This is a genomic window from Paenibacillus sp. VMFN-D1 (assembly GCF_003386155.1).
Taxonomy (GTDB): Bacteria; Bacillota; Bacilli; order Paenibacillales; family Paenibacillaceae; genus Paenibacillus_AQ; species Paenibacillus_AQ favisporus.
Map to the genome: position 1 here is coordinate 3,043,605 of NZ_QRDU01000001.1, position 22,080 is coordinate 3,065,684.

Genomic DNA, 22,080 nt, shown 5'->3' on the forward strand with positions numbered 1-22,080 from the left:
ACCAAAGTTTTGCTGCAGGCTCCTACACCTTCTGACCGGATGCCTCCAGCGCCTGAAGCCCAAGCGCAAGTGCGCCGTATAATCCGGCTTGGCCGCCGAGTCCGGGCGGGACGATGTAACCATCGATATCGTCCGTGAGCTCCAAGGCGTCCACGTAGCCGTTCAGGCTCCGCTGAACCTCTTGGCGGATCAGCGGGAAGAGCTGCGGCTGCTGCATGACGCCCCCGCCCAGGATGACCTTCTCCGGCGAGAGCATCAGGACCGCCGCCGTGACCGCCTGGGCGACATAATACGCCTCGAAGGTCCAGGCCGCGTGATCCGCGGCCAGCAGCGGCCCCTTCACTCCCCACCGCGCTTCAAGCGCCGGCCCGGCGGCCATCCCCTCCAGGCAGTCCCCGTGATACGGGCACGTGCCCGGGAAGCCGTCCTCCGGATGACGGCGGACCGGAATATGCCCGCCTTCCGGATGGACGAGCCCGTGAACGGGCCGGCCGCCGGCGTACACGCCGACACCGACGCCGGTGCCGATCGTGAAGTACGCGCAGCTGCCCAGCCCGCGGGCCGCTCCCCACAGCGCCTCGCCGCAGGCGGCGGCATTCACATCCGTGTCCCAGCCATAGGGGACGTCGAAGTGCCGCTTCAGCTCCGCGAGCAAGGGATAATGCGCCCATCCCGGCTTAGGGGTGGTCGTTATGCTTCCATACCCGGGGCTGCCGGGGTGAAGGTCGATCGGGCCAAACGATCCGATTCCGAGCGCTTCAGGCCGGCGATCCTTGAAATAAGCGATGACCCGGGGCATCGTTTCCTCAGGCCGTCCCGTCGGAAAGCTGATGCTCTCGCTGATTTGCCCGTGTTCGTTTCCGATGCCGCAGACGAATTTCGTTCCGCCCGCTTCAATGGCTCCGATGCGCATGATGATGTGCCTCTCTTTTCAAATTTTTATCGGTCGATCGATTAGGGTTCTCCATTGGATCAAGGTTCGTATTTAAAAGTACTTATTTAAAAGGTTGTTATTTAAATAGAAAGATCGTAAATGTCAAGCGATTCGATGAGCGCCTCCTCATCGTCTGCCTTGAGGGACAATCCGGTGGATGCCTGATCCGGATAGATCAGGTCGGTAAGAACCGCACGGCCGCCGCCCGCGAACACTTCCACCGAAGACCGGTCGATCAGGATTCGCAGTTCCACCGTTCCGTCCGCCGCATCGAGAGCTGCCGCATGCCTGCCGGCAAACAGCGGATGAAAATCCGCCGCGCCCGCCAGGGTCCGGTCAATATAAACTTCGCCTGCCTTACCGCTGTAACCGATCACCGTCTCCTGACCGCGGCCTACCCGCACCTTCAGCTCCAGCGATTGGCCGGATCCTAGGCGGATCCGAATCTCTCCGCTCTCCAGCTGTAAATCGGCCAGCTGCCCGGAGGCCTGAGCAGCCGTTACCCGCTTCAAGGACAGAAGTTCCTTGCGGTATCCCTCCAATTCCCGGGCGGGCTGCTGAATCAGCTCGGCCGAACCTTGGCGCAGCTCCAGCTTGAGCTCCCGCGGCACGGTCATCGCGCCCCGCCACACGCCGGTCGGCGTCTGATTGGCATATTTCCAGTTGCTCATCCAGCCGACGAACAGGCGCCTGCCGTCCCCGGCCGGCACGTCCGACCAGCTGACGCCAGCGTAGTTGTCCCGGCCGTAATCGATCCATCTCACGCGGGTCTGCGATACGGCATCCGGCGTAAAGCGTTCCCCGTCGAAGTCACCGGTAAAATATTGCGTGCGTGACCCTTCCGCCAACTCCGGATGATCGCCGATGCTGACGAGCATCACCCACTTCGTCTGGCCCGGGTCCCCGTCCACCGGCAGCGGAAACAGGTCGGGACACTCCCACACACCGTCATGGCTGCCGATCCCTTCTCCGAATTCGCTGGACAGCGTCCAGTCGATCAGATTCGGCGAACGGTACAAGCAGACGGTCTGGCCGCAGGCAACAATCATCACCCACTGCGAGGAAGCCTCATGCCAGAATACTTTCGGATCGCGGAAGTCCACGAAGGTATCATGCGACAGCACCGGGTTGCCGGCATACTTCGTCCAGGTCCGTCCCGCATCCGTGCTGTATGCCAGGCTCTGGCGCTGCACCGGCGCTCCGCCCTCCGGCCCTTCGGCATGCTGCGTAAAAATGGCGACAAGCCCCGGCTCCCCGCCGAAAAAGCCGGTCGTGTTGTTCCAGTCGACCACGGCGCTGCCGGAGAAAATCGTGCCAAACTCGTCCGGCGCCAAGGCGATCGGGAGTTCTTCCCAGACGACCAGGTCCCGGCTGACCGCGTGTCCCCAATGCATCGGTCCCCAGGTGTTCCCGAAGGGATGATGCTGGTAAAACAGGTGGTATTCCCCCTGGAAATAAACCATTCCGTTGGGGTCGTTCATCCAGTGTTCTTTCGGGGAAAAGTGATACGCCCCCCGGTAGTTGTGCGATATGAATGTGGACATCAGCTGTGCTCCTTTGAATTACATGTTTTATTTGCAGCGGACCCGGCCACATCTTTGCCCAAAGGCTTCTGGCGGCCGCATCCGGATTCTGCACTGCTAACGTTTATGCGCCAAGCAAGTGCGGATATGTGGTTTTTGATTTTTTATTCAACCTTTATTGCGCGCTGCGGTCATACCCCGCCTGCTTGATCTTCAGCCAATCCTGCAGCCCCAGCCGGTTCAGCTCTTTGAGGTAGGCATCCCACTCCTGATCGACTTTGCCGTTCTGGTACCACTCGGTGCGCTTCCGCTCGAGGTAGGCGAACATGTCGGTCTGGATGGTGGACAGCCGGTCCAGCTCATCGATGGAGAAGAAGACGTTCGGATACGTATTTTTCGCCTTCATGTGCGGCACCATCACGTCCTTCAGCAGTTTAAGACGCCATGCCGCGTCGTCCGGCATCGTCGTGTATTTTCCGTAGTACTCGTCGAGGATGGCCAGCGGACCGGCGATGCTCGTCTTTTGCCGGAGCTCCACAGGGGCTGTGCCTTCCAGCGGCAGATGCTTCAGCATGCCCTTGGCTTCGTCGAATTCGAAGATGTTCTGCTGCGTCTGATCCCCGTACGTCCCCCAGTTATCCTGGACGGACTGCAGCGGATCGTAAAGCTGATCGACCCATTTGGCCGTCTCCTCCAAATGTTTGTTGCTGCTTGTGATGACCATCCGACCGCGGTCCAGCCCGATGCCGTTCGTGCGGGTCACGTTGACTTCGCCGCTTGGTCCTGCCAGCGGAGGCATCACGTCATACGTATCGTTCATGCCGGTGATGTTGGCCTTATCCCATGTAAAATACAGTCCGTACCGGTTATCCTTGCCTTTCGCCAAATAGGTGTTCCAGTCCTGCTGGAAGGACTCGATATCGATCAGCCCCTCCTGGTACAGCTCGTGAATGTATTTGATCGCTTCCTTATAACCTTCTTCCGCCGCAGTGAAGACAACCTTGCCGTCATCGGTCACGACGGTGTGGTCCCAGTTCTCCCCGAGCCCGAAAGAACCGAACAGGAAGGCCAGGTCTTCCCCGCCCGGCTTGTTGATAAAGGTGAGCGGAATTTCGTCCGCCTTGCCGTTGCCGTTCGGGTCCTGCGTTTTGAAGGCGATCAGCACCTTCTTCAGCTCCTCGGTGGTCTTCGGCATAGACAGCCCCAGCTTTTTCAGCCACTCCACATTGATCCACGGCAGGTCGTCAACGGACTGAATCCGTTCCTTGCCGGAGCCCAGCTCCTCGATCCAAGGGAAAGAATAGATGTGGCCGTCAGGCGCGGTAATCATCTTTTTATATTCCGGCGCCTGCTCCAGCACCTTTTTGAAGTTCGGCATATGCTGCTCGATCAGATCGTCGAGGGGAATGATGACCCCGTCCTTGGCCAGCTTCAGCAGGTCATAATCACCATACCCGGCGTCAAAAATCGCATCCGGCAGATCGCCGCTCGCCACGGCCAGGTTTCTTTTCTCCGCAAAAACGTCGTTCGTGTAATTTTTCCAATTGATATGAATGCCGGTCTTCTCCTCCAGCCGCTTATTGATGAGCTTGTCATTCGGGTCCGCGGGTGCCAGCGGCGAGCTCTGCGTCAGAAAATTGAGGGTGACTTTCCCGTCAGGCGACTCCTTGGCGTCTCCGCCGCTTCCTCCGCAGCCGGACAGGAGCAGCAGCGCCGCGAGCGCTGAAACGGATGCCGTCACGGCAGCAGCCTTGCGATTTCTCTTTTTGTTCATCGTTATGACCTCCAAAGGATTAGAATGGATCAGTGCCATGTATGTTCAGGCCGTCCCTATTTCAGGGAACCGACCATCACACCTTTTTCGAAATACTTTTGGAAAAACGGATACATGACGAGCAGCGGCAGACTGGAAATGACGATCGCCGAGTATTTGATCATTTCCGAGAGGCGCTTGAGCTCGTTCATCGCCAGCTGGTCGCTGATCATGCCCGGCGCCGCCTGGTTCTGGATCAGGATCGAGCGCAGCACGAGCTGCAGCGGATGAAGCTTCGCATCCTCGAGATAAATCATCGCGTCGAAATAGGAATTCCACTGCCCGACAAAGGCATAGAGAGCCAGCACAAAAATAATCGGTTTGGAGAGCGGCAGCACGATCCGGAAAAAAATGCCCGCCTCCGTCGCGCCGTCGACGTTGGCCGCTTCCCTCAGCTCATTCGGCACGCCTTTGAAAAAGGTTCGGGACAGGATGATGTTCCAGACATTGACCGCCCCCGGAATGATGATGGCCCATACTGTATCCAGCATGCCAAGCTGCTTGACCAGCAGATATGTAGGAATCAGGCCCCCGCCGAAAAACATCGTGATCACAAACAGCGTCATGAAAATCTTCCGGCCCGCCAGCCGCGAATCAGACAAGGCATAGCCTGCGCATACCGATACAGTTACGGTAACGAGGGCAAATGCAGCGGAGTAAAATACGGAATTGCCGAAGCCCCGCAGCATAGCCGGGTTGGACCATATTTTCCGGTAGCCCTCCAGGCTCCAATCCGAGATGCGAAACGACAGGCCCTGATTCAGCAGCACGGTCGGATCCATAAATGACGCCACCACGACGTAAACGAGCGGCACGACGATCAGCAGCACCGCCACCGTCAGGAACAGGCCGTTCAGAATCAGCAGAAACCGGTCGAACGGCGAATGTTTAACAGCCATAGTTGATAAGCTCCTTCCTAATAAAGTCCTTCGCCCTCATTAAGCTTTTTGACGATAAAGTTGACCGTGAGCAGCAGCACGACGTTGATCACCGAGTTGAACAGACCGACCGCCGCGGAATACGCATAGTCGCCGGACTGCAAACCGACCTTGTACACGTAGGTGGCGATGATCTCGGAAGCCGGGAGGTTCATCGAGGTCTGCATCAGGTACGCTTTTTCAAACCCGATCGACATGATGCCTCCCGCCGCCAAAATGAACACGATAGCCATGATCGGCCGGATCGTCGGCAGGTCGATGTGGCGGATGCGCTGGAGCAGGTTCGCCCCGTCCAGGCTTGCCGCATTGTGCAGCTCCGGGTCGACGTTCGCCAGAGCAGCCACGTAAATGATCGATGCCCAGCCGGCGCCCTGCCAGATGTCGGAGAGGATGTAGATCCAGCGGAAATATTTCGGCTCGGACATAAACATCAGCGGCTCTCCCGTGATCCATGTCAGCAGATGGTTGACCGGTCCCGTCGGGGACAAAAAGATGAACAGCATGCCCACGATGACAACCGCCGAAATGAAGTTCGGCGCGTACAGAAACAGCTGAACGTTCTTCTTTACGCCCGCCCTCCGGACCTGATTGAGCATGAGCGCCAGCAGGATCGGCACGGGAAAGCTGAAAATCAGGCCGAAGAAGCTGAGTTTAAGCGTATTCATAAATATGACGTCGAAATTGGGCGAGGAGAGAAACTTCTCAAAATGCTTCAGGCCGACCCATTCGCTGCCCATGATGCCCTTGATCGGGCTGAAGTCCTTAAAGGCGATAATCGCCCCGTACATCGGGACATATTTGAAAATCAGGGTCAGAATAAGCGCCGGAGCCAACAGCACGTAAAGAAAATAATGCTTTCTGACCGTCTGCAGCACCCGCCCCGCAGAGCTCTTCCTCCTCATTGCCGCCGCCCTTGGATCCACTTCTACCGTATTTTCCAAAACCGTGACCTCCGTTCTTTGCACAAAAAGTTTACATGCAGCATACCGTAAGGGCTTACATTCGCACCTGCACCGTATCGCTGCTTTTACAATTTAGCAGACGATGTAATCTTCGTCAATAACTTTTGTAAATATTTATTTGTGCAATTGACCAATATAATTTGTTCATAGAGGTCCATTGTTTTGTTGAAATGTCACTTTTTCCGTCAATTCAGGGACCAGCGGTTTCTTTCCCAAGCGTGGTCTGTCGGTTCCGATGGTGATTTGAGTATAAAGATTGCTTATGTAAAGTCACCCACGGCGGTTACGTATCATTTTGCACAGTGAAAGTATTATATATTTGTGCATTTGTAAAGTTGACGTTGCTATTTGAAGCAATCTGGTATACATTGGTCATAGGATACCTGAGATCGAATACATGCAGGTTTATGAGAGGAACTTGCTTCCGTACAAATAATCGTTAGAGGTGAACATCGAATACATGGGGAAAGAGAAAGTCACCATTCAGGATATCGCCGATGCGCTGGGTATTTCCCGGAACACGGCGTCCAAAGCGCTGAACGGCAGTGACAGCATACCGGACGAGACGCGTAACCGGGTCATTAAGAAAGCGATCGAGCTGAAGTACAAGCAGTTTGCTTACATGGAAACCGAAAGCCTGATGCCGAAAAACCCGGGCAATATCGCCCTGCTGACGCAAAACATGCCCAGCATGTCGCATTTCGGGGCCAAGCTGATCAGCGGACTGGAGAAACGCATCAGCGGCGAAGGGTACAATTTATCCATCCATATCGTAAGAGACATCGAGCGAAGCTCCCTCCAGCTTCCAAACAATTTTGAAGCGTCCAAGGTGGACGGCATCATCTGCATTGAACTGTTCGACATGGCATACAGCAAGCTCATCACGAGCCTGGGGCTCCCGACCATATTCATCGACTGCGCGGCGGACATGTCTTATCCCGACCTTGAAGCCGACCTGCTTCTGATGGAAAACGAACACAGCACCTATTTCATGACCAAACGGCTTATTGAGGACGGCTGCGGCTCGCTCGGTTTTATCGGCGACTACAATCACTGCAAAAGCTTCAACGAGCGCTGGGCCGGCTTTAATCGGGCCCTTGTAGAAGCGGGAATTCCGCTGGACCGCAGGCAGTGCGTTCTGGAACCGGACCGCGAATTTTTCTCGGAGTCCGACTGGATGGAGCAGCGCTTGGACAAGATGCAAGGCACGCCCTCGGGCTTTGTATGCGCGAATGACTTTATCGCGGTCAACGTGATGAAGGCTTTGAAGAACCGCCAGATCGCCATTCCGGAGGACATCGTCGTGGCCGGATTCGACGACGCGCCCGAGTCGCGCATTGTCGAGCCTCGTTTGACGACCGTGCACATCTATAGTGACGAGATGGGCATCACCGCCGCCAATATGCTGCTCTCCCGCATCAAGGAGCCGGAGCAGCCTTACCAGGTCACGCATATCCAGACCAAGCCGCTGTTCCGGGAGTCGACGCAAGCCGCCCGATAATCCAGGCTCCAGGCAGCATGGTACAAGAACGAGTTATGAAAGCAGGCTGTTTCCTTAAATGCCTCAATCGAAAAACCAATCCGGTTACATCATACGAATATCCGCAGTCCGGCGCTTCGCAGTACAGCAGCCGGGCTTTTTTCTGATGAAAGCCATTCATTTGATCCTATCGGCAGCTGGGCTATCCAAAGACCGCACAAATGAACAGGCGGAACGGACTCGATTGCGTTAACGTAGCAGGTGAAGGTTTCTTCAAACTTGATTCATGAAAAGGAGACTCAGAGATGGTAAATGAAACGAAGCCGTTTTGGTTTAAGCGGCTGCCGGCCCTTGCATCGCATCCTGCGGTATGGGCATCCCATATCGCCCAGCACTGGAATATGGAGGCGTTTCGTCCCCAAAACCCCATAGATCCCGAGAAAGTGCGGCTTGCTCTCAGCGATTTCATGCCCGAACTGCTCCCCGAATACGAGGCCTTGCTGTCCGTTTCACCAGACCGTCCCGGCGAAGCTCAGCTGCTTGCTATGTATAACCTCCCTCCCTTCTTCTCCGGCTGCAGCAACTCAATATCCCACCGATTAGGCCACCCAACCTTGATCCGAAATTACGACTTCAGCTTGGACGGGTTCAGCGGCGTATTCCGTTACGAGCCATTGCCTGATGGAGGGTGGATCATGGGTTCCGCCGAAGGCGGCTGGGGCTATCTCGATGGCCTGAACCATCACGGCCTCGCAGCAGCTATTACGTTTGGCGGGGACTTCTCGGTAGGCAACGGGTTCAGCATTCCGCTCATTGTCCGCTATCTCTTGACCACTTCGGCAACGGTTCCTGAGGCAGTGGAACGGCTGTACTCGATCCCCCACCGGCTTGTTCAAAACATCTCGCTTTTGGATCGAGAAGGCCGTTTCAGCGTCGTCTACACCTCGCCGGAAGGCGTGAGCGAAGCCGACGGTCTCATTTGCTGCACAAATCATCAGCGACGAGTTCAGGATTCCACGCACGACGAACACCGGACCGTGGAGCGGTTCGACCATCTTCTCAGAATGGGCGGTGCCGTATCGCCTCAGGATTTTCATACAGAGCCGTTGTATCATCGCAAGTTTTCGAATCATTTCGGCACACTTTATACCGTCGAAATCGATCCTGTAACAGAAACGGTTCATTATCACTGGCCTGAAGGACAGCAGCTTCTCGCCACGCCAGTGTCACCAGAAGCTGAGATTAACATTCAGTTGTCCGAGAAATAGGCGGTAGGATAGGGAATTCCTCTCAGGGACGTATAAAAGCGAAACTAAATAGCCAGTCGCCGATTCATTATCGACGACTGGCTGCTTAAACGTGCAAAGTGTTTTGACCCCTGTCTTATAAACGGGGTCAGTCCCCTTGTACGGTTGCTTTTTTTTGAGAAATCCAGCAGCGATCTTCCGGATGATACCAAACTTGTTATCTCGCTTCTTTTTTCTCCGTTAAGAAGTAGAGCAGAGCCAACACCGGAAAAAGCACGCCAAGCCATATGGCTGCTTCCCATCCGCCTTGGGCATACGCCCATCCACCTACTGCGGAACCAATAGCCCCGCCGGCGAAAAAGATAGCCATGAACAAGCCGTTCAGCCGGCTGCGAAGCTCTGCACCCAGTGCGAAAATGGAGCGCTGTCCGAGCACCAGATTGGCGGAAACGGCCATATCCAGTACAATGGCGGCCACGACCAGGCTGATGATCGATAGCAGGGAACCGCCATGGATCACAATAGGCAGGAGCATGGAAACGGCCGCAAGCCCAAGGGCGATCCCTGTACCGGGACGGATCCATCCTTTATCGGCAAGGCGGCCGGCAACCGGCGCAGCCGCCGCTCCGGCTACCCCTACCAAAGCGAACAGGGCGACCCCTGTCTGGGAAAAATGAAATGCCGGGCTGACCAGCAGCATAGGAACCGTTGTCCAAAACAGGCTGAAGGAAGCAAACAGAAACGCATGGTAAAGAGCTCTGCGCCGCAAAACCGGCGTCGTTTTCAGCAGCTTCAGCATCGACGACAGGATCTCCGGGTAGCTGATGGATGTTTGCGGACGTCTTGCCGGAAGCGCCTTGGCCAGCACCAGCACAAGCACGAGAATCAGAACGGCGGACAGAATAAAGATGGCGTGCCATCCCAGGAAGTCTTCCACCAAGCTGGCAGCCGGACGGGCGAGCATGATGCCAAGGAGCAGGCCGCTCATGACATTCCCCACATTGCGCCCCCGCGTTTCCTCAGGAGACAGATGAGCTGCGTACGGAACCAGGATCTGGGCGGCAACGGACCCTACGCCGATAAACAGCGATGCCGCAAGAAACAAAGCCGCGTTCCGGACTTCAGCAGCGAGGAGAAGCACGACCACGTTAAAGATCAGCAGGGTGACCACAAGCTTGCGGTTTTCGAGCAAATCTCCTAAGGGCACGATCAATAACAGGCCGATTCCGTAACCGATTTGAGTTAAGGTGACGATCAATCCCGCCGCCCCGGAGGATAATCCCAAGGCTGAGCTGATCGATCCAACGAGAGGCTGGGCATAATACAGGTTGGCAGCGATGATGCCGCAAGCGACGGCGAGGATCAGGTTGATCCAGGATGAAACGGCAGCGGCGTGAGGCTTTTCTTTTGCGATGGTACTCATAACATTTCTCCTTTGTTTGTAAGGCATCCCTTTTTCGGAACAATCGTTCCAGTTTAGGAACAGTCCGCCCCATGTTTTTTAACAAAAAATATTTTTCTCAGAAATTCATTTTTCGGAACATTCGTTCCAATATAGCTAAAAAAATGCCTGCCGACGTTTCTTCGCAGAAGTCAGACCGCTAGCGGAAGTTATTGTTGCGAGATCAGGAAGCGAAGGCACCGTTACAGCATGCCCAGCACCATTTCCATCATCTCCCGCGCCTTGGCGCTGTCCTGCTGAATTTTCGCCATCACGTTAACGCTGTGGTTGAGATTGAGCAGCATGAACGATAGGAGACGAATGTCTTTGTCGGGAGAAATTTCTCCGGTCTCCTGTCCTCTCTTTAATTTTTCGTAAAACAACTGTTCCAGTTCATCAAAGCTCTTCTTGACCATGTTCTGCAGCGGTTCGTCCATGGCGTCGATACTAAGAGCTGCGTTCGTAATCATGCACCCATTGGGAAGGACTTCGTCCTGCGCGACAAAAGCGCTCGTGATATGGATCTCGAAATACTGCCGGATGCCCTCAATGGTGGTAGGAGCAGCGATTAACACATCCCGCTTTCTTTGCGACATCTTTTTGTAGTGCTGGATCGCCTCATAATACAGGGACTGCTTATCCTGGAACGTTTCATACAAACTGGAACGGCTAAGACCCATCGCTTCCAGCAAATCCGGTATGCTTGTCGCTTCGTAACCTTTCTCCCAGAACACCATCATAGCTTTGCGGAGCACTTGATCCCGGTCAAATTCTTTGGTGCGTCCCATCGGCGCCACCTCCCTTTGAGCACAAGTATATATGAACTGGAACGAGTAGTCCAGTATTTTTTAGCAGCGTCCTCACAACATGCAGACCGCCGGTGTTTCGGCGGCCTGCTGCATTCAACAGATCATTTACCAAGGGATCTGGGATACAGACCCCTGGATGATGTATTTTTACGGCTGCTTAACCGTCTCCTCTGCCCAATCTTCCCCGCCTGCTTTTCTTGCCTTCACCGGATGATCCAGCGAGGCTTCAGCGATATCCTTATACGCCCAATATTCAGCAGGCACATCGCTCCAAGGCAGCGCGGCCGTTCCATAGAGCGGCCCGCGGCCGAGCGCGCGGTTCAGTGCCGTTACCGCCTCCGCGCGCGTCAGCGCCTTGGACGGGCGGAAGGTGCCGTCCGGGTAGCCGTTCAGAATGCCGGCTCCCTGCACCTTCGCAATAGCGCTCTCCGCCCAGTGGCCCGCGGTATCGCGGAAGCCGCTGCCCGCCGCGGAAGGACCTGGCTTCAACCGGCTGGCCAGCGTGGCCATTTCGGCGCGCGTGATGGCCTGATCCGGCTTGAAGGTGCCGTCTTCATAGCCCTTCATCAGGCCTGCACCCGTTACGGCAGCGATAGCCTTCCCGGCCCAGAAGCCGTCCTTCACGTCGCGAAACGCGCTTGCTGCCGTGCCGGCCGTGTCGCCTGCTGCCTGCGGGGCCGCTTTGGACAGAATGGCCGCCATCTCGGCGCGCGTAACCGGCTGATCCGGCCGGAATGTGCCGTCCGGATATCCTTGAATATATGCGGTATGCCGCTCATTCGGAGTATCGTCCTGAGCACCGGATTCAGGTTTGGACGGAGGCGCTGCCGCTCCTGACGATGATCCCCCCGAGCTTGATCCCGGGCCAGGTGCTGTTGGACCGGACGGCCCTGTTGGCGGGTTCGGCGTGCCGGGATCTACCGGGCCGGTGCCCGCCGCAGGCACGGTGAATTTCAGCTGATCTACGAGCATCAGATCGCCCGATCTTTTCACCGCCCTCAACGTATGTGTTCCGTCAGCCAAACCGGAAATACGGTATAAAGGCTGTAATACCAGGCGCTGATCGCTGTGGGCGCTGACGGTCTTCTTCAGCACGCCATCCACGTACACGTCGATGTCTCCCAGAGCCGGTCCACCGGGACCCAGCAGCTCCACTCCCGTCCCTTTGAACGTATAGGCGAGTTCATCACCGTTTGCTGCCGTATAATGGACGTCGTTCTGAAAATCTCCATCGAACGCGAACGCCAGCTGCAGCGTTCCAACCGGCTGGGCGGCCAAATAAGCTTTGCTTAGAATCACCCGGCTGCCATCCACTGTATAATCGGTTCCTTCGACGAGCCGGTTCTTCCCGTTCGCTATGCCGCTGAACAATTGCGGCTGCTGCAGCAAGGTGACCGCCACATCCTTCTGGTTCGCGGCGGACTTGTCAAACACGGCCGATACCGGGCTGATCAAGTCGGGGATTTCGACCTTGAGCATATCCACCAGCATGAAGCGGCCGGATTTCTTCACAACTTTCAGCGTATGAAACCCATCCTTCAGCCCACTTACGCTGTACAGCTTCTGCTGCGGCTGGCGCTGCTCGCTGTATGAGCTGACGGTTTTCTGAAACTCGCCGTCCAGGTAAATATCCATGTCTCCCTGCGACGGGTCGATCTCGGTAAAGAACTGGATGCCCGTTCCCCGGAACGTATGCTCAAAAGAATCGCCGTTGGCTTCCGTATAGTGCACATCGTCCTTGTAGTCACCGAAATTCCTTCCGGTGCTGCGGTTCCAGGCTCCATGATAGACGATACCCGGATCGTCATCGTTCAGAGTCGTATAGCGCACCGTCTCCGCACCGGTCATATGGACGGTCAGCGTCTGGGGATCACCAGCGCTGAACATAAATTTGAGCGTGATGTCGTCACCCGGCAGCCCCGCCAAAAATTCCTTTTTGATCGTCACCGTGTCCTGGTCAACGGCATACTCATTCTCCGTTAAAGGCTGCCCGTTGTATTCAACGGCGGTCAAGGTGTTGCCGTTAAGCCCCAGCTTCACGGACAAGTCCTGCTGCTGGCCGTCGCTTTTGTCGAAGCTGGCCTCCTTCGGGTTGATCGAGCTGTTCTGCGCCGCTTTGCCGCGGATGTCCACGCTCAGCACCTCGCTGTCCCCGCCTTCAAACATAAAGCTCAGTGCTGCCGGACCCTCCGGCTGCTTGGCAAGATAAGCTTTGCTGATGGTTACCGTGCCGCCGCCTACCGTATAATCACTGCCGTTCTTCAGCACATCGGCGCCGTTCTGAATGGCCGCAAGCGAACCGCTCCCCAGCGTCAGATTCACGGTAAGGTCGGACGGATTAGCCGCCTCCCTGTCATAGCTGGCGGACACCGGGTCGATCAGATGGCTTGTCGTCACCTTCAGCGCGTCCAGCAGCATGTATGTGCCCGTTCTTTTGACCGCCTTGATCGTATGCGGACCTTCCGTAAGCCCCGATACGGTGTACACAACCTGCTGTGCCTGCTTGCTGCCTTCCGTATACGTGCTGACCGTTTCCCGATCAGCCGCTCCATCCAAGTAGACGTCCACATCCCCTTGCTCCGGATCCTTCTCCGTAATCAGGTCAATGCCGCTGCCGGTAAAGGCATACTCGAAGAAGTCACCGTCCGTTTCGGTAAAATGAACATCCCCTTTAAAGTCCCCGACCGACCGGTCTCCCTGTGACGACCAGCTGCCGCTGTATGTAATCCCTGGATCATCATCGTTGATATACACCGAATGAGTGACCGTCGCTTCTGCGGAAGCAGGGACCTCTGCTTCGCTCTTGTCCGAGGAGCCGGAAATCGCCTCGCCGGAGTCAGAAGTCTGGCTGCCCGCGGCTGCATCAGGCTGCTCGGCGGCGGATTGGCCGGCGCCATCCGGTTGAACATCACTCGCTGCATCCAACTGAACACCGCCTGCGTATTCCGGCTGACCGTCACCCGCTTCCACCGGCTGAACGCTGCCTGTGTCTTGCTCGGGCCCTACACCCTGTACGGATGCGGAGTCTTTAATCGTCACAGCCAGATTTTGCACGGCAGGCGTCTGCTCATAGCCACCGTTCCGCTGCCAGTCCCCGGTATATCGGATGCCCGTATCGTCGTCATTGACCGCCGACGTTCCTTGGACAGCCGTTACTTTGAACATTCGGGAAGCATGCGGCTCCAATACTGCTGCGTACCCGTCATCAAAAGTTCCCAGCTCCGAATGGCTCCACAAGTCCCTTACCTTGGCCGAGCCGGTCAGACCGATGTCCTTCCAGTTAACCTTGACTTCGGCACTGCGGCTGCCCAGATTGAACAAGGCGACGCTGTAAGTGCCGTCCCCATTGTTCGCGTACCACACTTGCTGCTGGGTGTCCATCGACACCGGGTGGGCCGGGCGTCCCGCCTGATTGACGGCGATCACCTCGTCGTTGGTCAGCAGCTTGAGTCCGTAGTCGTCCAGCCGGGTCATATCGTTGCCGATATAGAGCGGCGCCGCCGATATCGCCCAGAAGGTCATGGCCGTCTGGCGCTCGTCTTTGGTCAAGCCGTCCATCGAGCCGTTGCCGACGTTCAGGGAGTCAAAGTCGTTCCAGCCGGTGGCCGGCCCGGCGTCCCTCCACCACACCGCCGCATCCGGGAACAGGCGTGCGATATTGGCCCACTGCGTCAGCCCGACATTGCTGTCATAGGCTTCCACATCCCATTGAATGCGCCAGCCGTTGGCATACTTTTTCCAAAAGTCCACATAGTTGTGGTCCAGCGCCCACGAGATCTCGAACCAAATGTCGTGGCGCGCCAGCGCCTCGGACCAGGCCTTCACGTCCCCGCGGGAGTCGAGGTTCAGGTTGTTGTTGCCTGATCCTGGCGTGACGCTGTCGAATTTGACGAAATCGATCCCCCAATCCCCGAGCATGTCGGCAATGGAGTCCACATACTTTTGCGCACACGGGTTGCTGAAGTCGATTTTGTACGTGTACGAGTTCCAGGCATCGACAATCTTGAGCGGCTGTGCCGCAATGTCGCGGACCCGGCAGGCACCGCCTGTCCCATAAACTTCGAGATCTTTCTTATAGGCATCAATCGACAGGCCGGGAATCAGATAAATACCGATTTTCTGCCCGTTATGGTGCACGTAATCGATAACTTCCTGAAATCCGTTCGGATACAGTTTCGTGCTCGGAATCGGCCTGCCGTACTCGTCCATGTCTCCATTCCAGCCCGCATCAATATTGATGTAGTTGTATCCGTGGGACTGCAGCTTGTCACGCATCGCGTCGGACTGCTTCTTGATGCTCTCCGCCGACGTCCAGTTGCCCGCAGAATCATACACCTGCATACTGTAGCTGCTCCAGCCCATATACGGCTTTTGGGCAAGCTCCTTGTTGGCCGCTTCGGCTACGTTCAGCTTTTGTCCAGCCCATCCGGTCTGCACCAGTACCAGCATCACCAGCAGGATAAGCCCCATCTTCCTTCCCAACCGCTTCATCATCATTCCATCATCTCCTCCCAGCATGAAAAACTTAGAGGCGCCTTCGCGTTTTACGGATGACCTTATTTCGGGCCGCTTGACGGATGCTGGCCACAGTCGACCGGTCACCGAACGCTAAATGACAGCGCTTTCTATACTGCTGATGATAGGGACTTCCTCATTTTCTGAACAGGTACATCTGGGTGTTCCGGCGTACACTTTTCCCAAAAAACGGGTGTTTTGTCCGGCCAGCAAGGGATTTTTTCATTTATGGGTATTCAAAAAAAGCAGCCATTTCCCAATTCTTCATGGGGTACCGGCTGCCTCGAACCAAAGGGGAGTCCCCCCAGTTCCCATGGCACCAGCATCTTTAAATTGTCCAGCGACTGATTTATTCAGGAACGATTATCGGATAATATTTCCAGCGTCGACGTGAATCGTCGTTCCCGTGTTTGAGCATCTGCTGAAGATTATCCTTCATGTGAAGATTATCCTTCATGCACAAGGCTGTGCCCGTCAAATCTACTGAGATCAACCGATCCCAGTAAGACTCGTCAAAATCGGCGGCCGGCTTGTTATCCGCTCTCAAGTTAATTCTATTATGAAATAAAGTCGAGCAGTCCGCTTGGTTTAAATCCTTTTTTTGGATACTAACTCCGATTGGATGTTCTTCTATACGAAATGCAAAAAACCTACTAAACCCCTCGCCATTACACTGGCCTAGCAAACATCCCGCAGCCGAGATCCCAATCCCCGGTTACCACCTACTTCCCTTCCCTTTCGATATCTTCCAGCCTATTTTCAAATAAGTTAATTTCATTTTGGATAAAAGATGTTATAATACAGACAGAATTTAACTCGAGGTGACGTGTTGTGCATACCGACAAGACATCGAAAGCGTACCTGCTGCTTCAATTATTTTGGATTTTTTTCAAAATCGGTCCGGCGACGTTTGGCGGCGGATACGCCATGATGCCGATGATCGAGAAGGAATTCGTCGATAAACGCAAATGGATGGACCGCCAGGAAATGAGCGATTTAATGTCGCTCGCAGGTTCGGCGCCCGGCGGCGTCGGGGTAAACGCTTCGGCCTTTCTGGGGTACCGGCTGGGCAAAATCCCCGGCGCTCTGGCAGCCACGCTGGGCATAACGCTCCCTACGTTCATCATCGTTTTTCTGCTGAGCGTGTTCTACTCGATGTTCCGCGAAGAGCCCAAAGTCCAGGCCGCCTTCAAAGGCATTCACGGCGCTGTCATCGGACTGATCGCAGTGGCCGCGTTCAAAATGGGCAAAAATGCGCTGTTTGACCGGACGACCGTCATCACCGCCGCCGGCTCCCTGGCCCTGCTTCTGCTGACCGGACTGAACCCCATGGTTCTGATTGCGGTCGGGCTGGTGCTCGGCATCACCGTCATCCGGCTGAAGAAGCGGCTGGGGCTTCCGGTTCACACCGAAAGGGCACGCCAGGAGAACGAGCCGGTCATCGAATATTACATCTAGGAGGGGTCCCATGCTGTTCTGGCAGTTATTTGTCTCATTTTTAAAAATCGGGTTTCTCTCCTTTGGCGGGGGTTATGCGGTTATCCCGATGATCCAGTACGAAGTGCAGCAGCACGGGTGGCTGAGCACCGGGGAATTTCAGCGGACCGTATCGATCGCGGGCATGTCGCCCGGCCCGATCGCCACCAACAGCGCGACGCTGATCGGTTACCAGACAGCGGGCCTGGCTGGAGCCGTTACCGCAACCGCCGGCATCGTTCTGCCTTCCCTGCTCATTGTGATCCTGATTGCGGCTTTCTTTTATCGAATGAATGCTAACCCCTGGGTCAAATCCTCCTTTTACGGCCTCCGGCCGATCATTACCGGACTTATCGTCTATGCGGCCATCCACTTCGGTTTCCCCAATCCGTCGGAAGCCATCTATCACTGGACGACCTTCGCCACGCTGCTGATCGGCGTGCTGGCGTTTGTAGCAATCACCAGATACAAACTGCATCCGGTGACCGTCATCGTGTGTTCGGGCGTTGCGGGAATCGTGCTGTTTTAATTGGGTGAAATTAAATTTCCTATGCCTTTACGGGGACGTTAAATTATAATAGAATGAACTTTCAAAAATAAACTGGGGGAACTTCTATGACTACACCACCTAAAAACCCAGCGGCATCAGGAAAAAAAGACCAGTTTTCATCCGCAGGCTTTATCCTGGCCGCCATCGGGAGCTCTGTGGGTCTCGGGAATATGTGGAAATTTCCGTACATCACCGGACAAAACGGCGGCGCAGCCTTCTTTCTGCTCTTTATTGTGTGCTTGATCGTCATTGGTTTACCTGTTTTGCTCGCTGAGCTTGCCATCGGACGCGCGGGCAGAGGCAGTGCGGCCACTTCGTTTGTGAAAGCGGGCGGCAGCAAAGTGTTCGGCCGTCTCGGCCTGCTGCAGGTTATCGCGCCTTTTCTGATTCTGACCTTCTACGTCATCGTCGCGGGTTGGACGCTGCATTACGCCGTGCAGTCTTTCAGCGGACACCTGTACAGCAATCCGGATTTCAAAGGACAGTTCAATTCGTTTATCGGCGGCTATATGCCGATCGTATGGCAAGCTGTCGCCATCCTGATTACCGGCTTTGTCGTAGTCAAAGGGATTTCCGGCGGCATCGAAAAGTTTAACAAAGTGCTGATCCCGGGATTGATCATCCTGCTCATCGTCCTGATGATCCGTGCCGTATCCCTGCCTGGCGCGGGTGAAGGCGTATCGTTTTTCTTGAATCCAGACTTCTCCAAGCTGACCCCGGAATCGGCACTAGTCGCTTTGGGACATGCCTTTTTCTCCCTTTCGTTGGGAATGGGCATCCTGCTTACGTATGGTGCTTATGTGGACAAGCGCCAGTCTCTGGGGTCCGCCACAATCGCCATCGGCGTTGGTGACCTGATCTATGCGTTCGTTGCCGGGCTGATCATTTTCCCGACGACCGCTTCGTTCGGTATCGAGCCCGACTCCGGGCCAAGTCTGGTGTTCATCGCCCTGCCGGCCGCGTTCTCGGCCATGCCGTTTGGTGCGTTCTTCGGGGGTCTGTTCTTCGTCCTGCTGGCAATCGCCGCTTTGACGTCGGCGGTATCGCTGCTGGAAGTGCCGGTAACGTACCTGATGGACCGCTGGAAATGGGGCCGTACGAAATCGGTGGTCATCATCAGCGTGCTCGTGCTGCTGATCGGTCTTCCGTCCGCGCTGTCCTTCGGCATCGTGCCGGGTCTGTCGGAAATGGGCAGCAAAAATTTCTTTGACTGGCTCGACTTCATTACGTCCAACATCTTGCTGCCGGTCGGCGGGCTGATCACCACCATTTTCGCCGGGTACTTCTGGAAAGGTGCTGCCGAAGCGGCCGGCCTCAAATCGGGATGGTTCCGGGTATGGCTGTTCATGCTCCGCTATGTGGCGCCGATTCTGGTGCTGCTCGTACTGCTCGACACAACGGGCATTCTGAAGCTGAAATAACGACGAAACTATAACAAAAGCAATCTCCGGGGCTGTTCACAACAGCGCTGTGGAGATTGCTTTTTTATGTTATTCCAACGCGAACCACGGCTGCCGGGACGGCCCGTCATACATCAGCCTGACCTGCCCGGGGTGCCTGCCTTCCTCATCGAACAGAAGCAGCTCGTTTTCTTCCCGCAGCCAATCCGTTGGAACTTTGTAATCCTCCTGGGGACCGATCTGCCAGAAGCGTCCCAGATCATGCCCGTTTAGTACAATAAGCCCCTTGCTCATGCCCGTTAACCGCAGCTTCAAGCGAATGCTGTATCCGCTTGGCCACAATGGCCGGCGGAATCGCCACCGGTACCAAACCGGCCCTCCTGCCGTCCCCGTTTCCGCGGCTGCATCGACCGCCTTCCAGGCACCCGGTCCAAGCAAGCCGGCGCCGGCCATGGACCAGTCCTCCAAGCGTTCCGCATTCCGGAACATGATCAGTTCCAAACGGTTTAGTGGAGAAGACACATAAGGCATCTCGATCACATTGACTTCCCCCGGCTTTAAATACCTGGAGATGTCGACGGTACAAAACGCGAACCAGTCATGGTAACCTTCCAGCTCAACCGGAGTACCATTGATGCGCAGCCCTTGGCTGACCGCGCCGGCGATGATGGCCCGATCCATGGCGCCGGGCTCGAATTCCTTCCGCAACAGGGGGGCGCCGGACGGATGGCTCACTTCGTCCAGGTGGACAGCTGCCCCGTCTTTGCCGCGCCAATCCCGGCGAAGGTCCAATACGCGGCCGCCCCGATACACCGGGCCGGTGAGCCCTTTGGTTTCGCCAAGATAAGGCGAGAAGTTTAACCGTCCCATGTGCTGCACCAGAATCTGCAGCCGGTTGGACCCTTGGACCGTCTTCAACGGGACGGCCGCAGCCCCGACCTGGCGAACGAGCGCCTGCTCCTCCCCGTTGTTGTACACCCGCGCCGTGTCCTGAATGTCCGGCAGGATCAGGCAGTCTTCGCCCGCCTGTTCACTGTCAAAATCGCAGGCATACAACAGGTAGCCGTAGTCCTGCCCAAACCGTCCAAAATCCAGCGGATCCCCCGTAAGGACAGCGCCCTCCTCTGCCACCACCGTCTGCAGCTCAATCGGCGAACTCTCCCATACAGCAGCAGGGAGCTGGGGCAGACCGGACCCGGACGGCTCCCGCATCTGGAGCTCACCGGCGGTGACACAGCGCTCGCCACCGGCCCAATGCCCCAGCAGCAGCACGCTGCTTTCCGGATCGGCTGCGGTGCCTTGAACCCGGCCGTCCTTGCCAACATCGATATCGTCAAGGCCGACGGCATAACGAACACCTTCGCCGGAACGCCCCTCGATCCGCCACGTCCGGTCGAGAACATCGCCGGTCAGCACAACAAAGCGGATGCTTTGTTCCCCCGCCGAGATGCGGATGATGCCAGGCTCTTCGAAATGGCACATATCGAGCCGCAGCCCTCTGCCGTCGGCAGTGCTTTCGCTCAGGGCGTTAGCACCGTTATCCGTGATGGCGACGGGTTCGGCCGCCTCAATCACGACACAGGAGCGCTGCCCCCGGTCCGCCGCAACGAACAAGGTCAGCTCCTTCCCTACGATTTCGTTTCCTATGATGAGGGAACCCGACGTGAGATGAATCGCCTCGCCAATCGGGATCCGGTCCAGCACTGGGGCGATTTCTCCAGGATGGACAGAAACCGGGACAGTGACGCCTCCTTCCAGCGTCATATGTACCGTTTCCCGCTCTTCCTGATGGCTTTCCACAAACCACATGTTCCCCTTGCTGGAACCCCGTCCCCGGACCAAATACCCGCCGGGATGCCGCGGAAACGTAACCTCCTGCTCCGTCAATGCTTCGGCCTGCAGCAGAAATGCGCGGAAGGCGTGCAAAAAGTAAGATAGCTTTTTGACCGAGGCATACTTCTCCGTGATTCTGCCGTACTCATTCAGCGGGGCATCATAGTCGTACGAAGTAACCATATAAATATCGCTGGCACCTACCGTTCTTCCGCCATATCCGCCGAAGTTGGTTCCGCCGAAAAACATGTAATGGCTGATTCCCGTAAAGCCGGCGCGGACAATTTCCATTATCCGCTTTTCGAGCAGCGGAGCGGTTTTCTGCGTGGCCGACGGCCCGCCCCAATGCTCGAACCAGCCTGTCCAGAACTCCGTCACCAGCTTCGGTGTATCGGGCTGCTTTGCCCGCAGTTCCGCATAATGCCGGTCCGCTCCCGACCAGAAATTGGCTCCCTCGACCGTGCCTTCCGTCCCGCCCACGCAGGTGATCAGCGGCACGTCTATGCCCCGTTTGAGCAGGCCATTTCGCAAATACTGCATGTGTGCCCTGCCCTGCTCATCGTCCGCCAAGTAGCCGTATTCATTCTCCACCTGCACCAGAATTACCGTTCCGCTGCGGCTGATCTGACGGTCCCGGATGACCGGTACGATGCGGTCGAAGTACAGGTCGGTGTAGTGCAAATAGGTTTCGTTAACCTGGCGGAACCTTATCCCTTCCTTCGTGCCGAGCCACCACGGATATCCGCCGAAGTCCCATTCGGCGCAAATAAAAGGACCCGGCCGTGCAATGACCCACAGTCCAAGCTCGGCGCACAGGTCCAAAAATGCCCCGCAGTCGCGGTCGCCCGCAAAATCCCATACCCCTTCCTGCGGCTCATGCACATTCCAGGCGAAATACGTATCGATACAGTTCATGCCGGCGAGCTTCGCCTTCATCAGCACCTCCCGCCATTCGCTGCGGGGCATGCGGAAATAATGCACGGACGCGCTGTTTACAAATATCCTCTCCCCGTTCAGCATAAAGCTGCGCCGGTCATACACCAGCTCCGGCGCAGCCGCTTTGCGCCGCGGATCGGTCAACCATGCGGTCGATTGTTCTGCCACCATAAACCCCTTCTTTCTTCTAGCTTCTCTTCTATAGATGCTGTCACTGTTCTGA

Annotated in this window: 14 protein-coding genes; 5 read left to right on the forward strand and 9 right to left on the reverse strand. The window is 56.2% G+C overall.

The genetic code is table 11. From position 1 onward, the window contains the following. Positions 1-22 precede the first annotated feature (22 nt). From C7820_RS14010 to C7820_RS14030, 5 genes are all read right to left on the reverse strand, one after another. Positions 23-913: an ROK family protein gene (locus C7820_RS14010; protein ID WP_116231390.1), complete on the reverse strand. Its 891-nt coding sequence runs from the start codon at positions 911-913 to the stop codon at positions 23-25. A 101-nt stretch (positions 914-1,014) separates the two neighbouring features. Then, on the reverse strand, positions 1,015-2,478 hold the full coding sequence (locus tag C7820_RS14015; protein ID WP_116231391.1) for a glycoside hydrolase family 32 protein: 1,464 nt from the start codon (positions 2,476-2,478) through the stop codon (positions 1,015-1,017). Between the two features lie 154 nt (positions 2,479-2,632). Next, positions 2,633-4,231 (reverse strand): ABC transporter substrate-binding protein, encoded by a 1,599-nt coding sequence (locus tag C7820_RS14020; protein ID WP_116231392.1) that lies wholly within the window; start codon positions 4,229-4,231, stop codon positions 2,633-2,635. A gap of 56 nt (positions 4,232-4,287) precedes the next feature. Beyond that, positions 4,288-5,169, reverse strand: a complete 882-nt coding sequence (locus C7820_RS14025; RefSeq protein WP_116231393.1) for a carbohydrate ABC transporter permease — start codon at positions 5,167-5,169, stop codon at positions 4,288-4,290. Between the two features lie 17 nt (positions 5,170-5,186). After that, complete coding sequence (locus C7820_RS14030; protein WP_116231782.1) at positions 5,187-6,110, reverse strand: ABC transporter permease; 924 nt, start codon at positions 6,108-6,110, stop codon at positions 5,187-5,189. Between the two features lie 520 nt (positions 6,111-6,630). Here C7820_RS14030 and C7820_RS14035 point away from each other — a divergent pair. Next, positions 6,631-7,671 (forward strand): LacI family DNA-binding transcriptional regulator, encoded by a 1,041-nt coding sequence (locus tag C7820_RS14035; RefSeq protein WP_116231394.1) that lies wholly within the window; start codon positions 6,631-6,633, stop codon positions 7,669-7,671. 284 nt (positions 7,672-7,955) lie between these two features. Next, on the forward strand, positions 7,956-8,918 hold the full coding sequence (locus C7820_RS14040; RefSeq protein WP_116231395.1) for a C45 family autoproteolytic acyltransferase/hydrolase: 963 nt from the start codon (positions 7,956-7,958) through the stop codon (positions 8,916-8,918). 196 nt (positions 8,919-9,114) lie between these two features. Here C7820_RS14040 and C7820_RS14045 read toward each other — a convergent pair whose 3' ends face one another. From C7820_RS14045 to C7820_RS14055, 3 genes are all read right to left on the reverse strand, one after another. Next, on the reverse strand, positions 9,115-10,320 hold the full coding sequence (locus C7820_RS14045; protein WP_116231396.1) for an MFS transporter: 1,206 nt from the start codon (positions 10,318-10,320) through the stop codon (positions 9,115-9,117). Between the two features lie 221 nt (positions 10,321-10,541). Continuing rightward, on the reverse strand, positions 10,542-11,126 hold the full coding sequence (locus C7820_RS14050; protein ID WP_116231397.1) for a TetR/AcrR family transcriptional regulator: 585 nt from the start codon (positions 11,124-11,126) through the stop codon (positions 10,542-10,544). A gap of 168 nt (positions 11,127-11,294) precedes the next feature. Continuing rightward, positions 11,295-15,644 carry a X2-like carbohydrate binding domain-containing protein gene (locus C7820_RS14055; protein ID WP_116231398.1) on the reverse strand — a complete coding sequence of 1,450 codons (4,350 nt, stop codon included), beginning with the start codon at positions 15,642-15,644 and terminating at the stop codon, positions 11,295-11,297. 849 nt (positions 15,645-16,493) lie between these two features. Here C7820_RS14055 and C7820_RS14065 point away from each other — a divergent pair. The 3 genes from C7820_RS14065 (at position 16,494) to C7820_RS14075 (ending at position 19,109) form a co-directional block, all read left to right on the forward strand. Further along, positions 16,494-17,120, forward strand: a complete 627-nt coding sequence (locus C7820_RS14065) for a chromate transporter (RefSeq protein WP_116231400.1) — start codon at positions 16,494-16,496, stop codon at positions 17,118-17,120. 10 nt (positions 17,121-17,130) lie between these two features. Then, complete coding sequence (locus C7820_RS14070) at positions 17,131-17,667, forward strand: chromate transporter (protein WP_084203786.1); 537 nt, start codon at positions 17,131-17,133, stop codon at positions 17,665-17,667. 86 nt (positions 17,668-17,753) lie between these two features. Continuing rightward, positions 17,754-19,109, forward strand: coding sequence for a sodium-dependent transporter (locus tag C7820_RS14075; RefSeq protein ID WP_089546393.1), 1,356 nt, complete (start codon positions 17,754-17,756; stop codon positions 19,107-19,109). Between the two features lie 69 nt (positions 19,110-19,178). Here the strand turns inward: C7820_RS14075 and C7820_RS14080 are convergent, their stop codons facing one another. Beyond that, the gene (locus tag C7820_RS14080; RefSeq protein ID WP_116231401.1) at positions 19,179-22,028 is read right to left on the reverse strand and encodes a beta-galactosidase; all 2,850 of its coding nucleotides are present in this window, start codon (positions 22,026-22,028) and stop codon (positions 19,179-19,181) included. Between the last annotated feature and the right edge of the window lie 52 nt (positions 22,029-22,080).